General features: G+C 52.3%; 2 rRNA genes. Both read left to right on the forward strand.

Annotated features, from left to right (window positions below):
• Window positions 1–18: 18 nt before the first annotated feature.
• A 23S ribosomal RNA gene (locus KHA87_RS22050) occupies window positions 19–2976 on the forward strand.
• A gap of 100 nt (window positions 2977–3076) precedes the next feature.
• Window positions 3077–3193 (forward strand): 5S ribosomal RNA (rrf, locus tag KHA87_RS22055).

The following is a 3193-nucleotide window of genomic DNA, read 5'->3' on the forward strand; positions in this document are numbered from 1 at the left end:
AGTAGTAATAACCTTATAGGTTAAGTTAGTAAGGGCGCACGGTGGATGCCTTGGCACTAGGAGCCGATGAAGGACGGGACTAACACCGATATGCTTCGGGGAGCTGTAAGCAAGCTTTGATCCGGAGATTTCCGAATGGGGGAACCCACTGCTCGTAATGGAGCAGTATCCTTATCTGAATACATAGGATAAGGAAGGCAGACCCGGGGAACTGAAACATCTAAGTACCCGGAGGAAGAGAAAGCAATTGCGATTTCCTGAGTAGCGGCGAGCGAAACGGAAGAAGCCCAAACCAAGAGGCTTGCCTCTTGGGGTTGTAGGACACTCTATACGGAGTTACAAAGGAACGGAGTAGATGAAGAGGTCTGGAAAGGCCCGTCAAAGAAGGTAACAACCCTGTAGTTGAAACTTCGTTCCCTCCAGAGTGGATCCTGAGTACGGCGGGACACGTGAAATCCCGTCGGAAGCAGGGAGGACCATCTCCCAAGGCTAAATACTCCCTAGTGACCGATAGTGAACCAGTACCGTGAGGGAAAGGTGAAAAGCACCCCGGGAGGGGAGTGAAAGAGAACCTGAAACCGTGTGCCTACAAGTAGTTAGAGCCCTGTGCATATTTTCCTTTGGAAAAATGCCGGGTGATAGCGTGCCTTTTGTAGAATGAACCGGCGAGTTACGATTTCATGCAAGGTTAAGCTGATGAGGCGGAGCCGCAGCGAAAGCGAGTCTGAATAGGGCGAACATAGTATGAGGTCGTAGACCCGAAACCAGGTGATCTACCCATGTCCAGGGTGAAGGTAAGGTAACACTTACTGGAGGCCCGAACCCACGCACGTTGAAAAGTGCGGGGATGAGGTGTGGGTAGCGGAGAAATTCCAATCGAACTTGGAGATAGCTGGTTCTCTCCGAAATAGCTTTAGGGCTAGCCTCAAGATGAAGAGTATTGGAGGTAGAGCACTGTTTGGACTAGGGGCCCTCATCGGGTTACCGAATTCAGACAAACTCCGAATGCCAAATACTTATGCTTGGGAGTCAGACTGCGAGTGATAAGATCCGTAGTCAAAAGGGAAACAGCCCAGACCACCAGCTAAGGTCCCAAAGTATACGTTAAGTGGAAAAGGATGTGGAGTTGCTTAGACAACCAGGATGTTGGCTTAGAAGCAGCCACCATTTAAAGAGTGCGTAATAGCTCACTGGTCGAGTGACTCTGCGCCGAAAATGTACCGGGGCTAAACGTATCACCGAAGCTGTGGATGGACACCGTAGGTGTCCGTGGTAGGAGAGCGTTCTAAGGGCGGTGAAGCCAGACCGGAAGGACTGGTGGAGCGCTTAGAAGTGAGAATGCCGGTATGAGTAGCGAAAGAAGGGTGAGAATCCCTTCCACCGAATGCCTAAGGTTTCCTGAGGAAGGCTCGTCCGCTCAGGGTTAGTCGGGACCTAAGCCGAGGCCGAAAGGCGTAGGCGATGGACAACAGGTTGATATTCCTGTACCACCTCTTTACCGTTTGAACGATGGGGGGACGCAGGAGGATAGGGTAAGCGCACTGTTGGATATGTGCGTCCAAGCAGTTAGGCTGGTTACGAGGCAAATCCCGTAACCGTGAAGGCGGAGCTGTGATGGCGAGGGAAATATAGTACCGAAGTTCCTGATTCCACACTGCCAAGAAAATCCTCTAGTGAGGTAAAAGGTGCCCGTACCGCAAACCGACACAGGTAGGCGAGGAGAGAATCCTAAGGTGAGCGAGAGAACTCTCGTTAAGGAACTCGGCAAAATGACCCCGTAACTTCGGGAGAAGGGGTGCTCTGGTAGGGTGCAAGCCCGAGAGAGCCGCAGTGAATAGGCCCAGGCGACTGTTTAGCAAAAACACAGGTCTCTGCGAAGCCGCAAGGCGAAGTATAGGGGCTGACGCCTGCCCGGTGCTGGAAGGTTAAGAGGAGGGGTTAGCGCAAGCGAAGCTCTGAATTGAAGCCCCAGTAAACGGCGGCCGTAACTATAACGGTCCTAAGGTAGCGAAATTCCTTGTCAGGTAAGTTCTGACCCGCACGAAAGGCGTAACGATCTGGGCACTGTCTCAACGAGAGACTCGGTGAAATTATAGTACCTGTGAAGATGCAGGTTACCCGCGACAGGACGGAAAGACCCCGTGGAGCTTTACTGCAGCTTGATATTGAATTTTGGTACAGCTTGTACAGGATAGGTAGGAGCCTTTGAAGCCGGAGCGCCAGCTTCGGTGGAGGCGTCGGTGGGATACTACCCTGGCTGTATTGAAATTCTAACCCGCACCCCTCAATCGGGGTGGGAGACAGTGTCAGGCAGGCAGTTTGACTGGGGCGGTCGCCTCCTAAAGAGTAACGGAGGCGCCCAAAGGTTCCCTCAGAATGGTTGGAAATCATTCGTAGAGTGTAAAGGCACAAGGGAGCTTGACTGCGAGACCTACAAGTCGAGCAGGGACGAAAGTCGGGCTTAGTGATCCGGTGGTTCCGCATGGAAGGGCCATCGCTCAACGGATAAAAGCTACCCCGGGGATAACAGGCTTATCTCCCCCAAGAGTCCACATCGACGGGGAGGTTTGGCACCTCGATGTCGGCTCATCGCATCCTGGGGCTGTAGTCGGTCCCAAGGGTTGGGCTGTTCGCCCATTAAAGCGGTACGCGAGCTGGGTTCAGAACGTCGTGAGACAGTTCGGTCCCTATCCGTCGTGGGCGTAGGAAATTTGAGAGGAGCTGTCCTTAGTACGAGAGGACCGGGATGGACGCACCGCTGGTGTACCAGTTGTCTTGCCAAAGGCATCGCTGGGTAGCTATGTGCGGAAGGGATAAGTGCTGAAAGCATCTAAGCATGAAGCCCCCCTCAAGATGAGATTTCCCATAGCGTCAAGCTAGTAAGATCCCTGAAAGATGATCAGGTTGATAGGTTCGAGGTGGAAGTGTGGCGACACATGGAGCTGACGAATACTAATCGATCGAGGACTTAACCAAAAAAGCGATTCTCTTTACTTGATTCTTCTGCAGTATTTAGTTTTGAGGGAACAAACCCTTACAAAAAGAAAGTTATTTTGCGTTCAGCAAAAAACTGAGGTCTGGTAATAATGGCGAGAAGGTCACACCCGTTCCCATCCCGAACACGGAAGTTAAGCTTCTCAGCGCCGATGGTAGTTGGGGGCTCTCCCCCTGCAAGAGTAGGACGTTGCCAGGC

The sequence above is a fragment of the Bacillus sp. FJAT-49736 genome (assembly GCF_018343615.1).
Taxonomy (GTDB): Bacteria; Bacillota; Bacilli; order Bacillales; family Bacillaceae_C; genus Margalitia.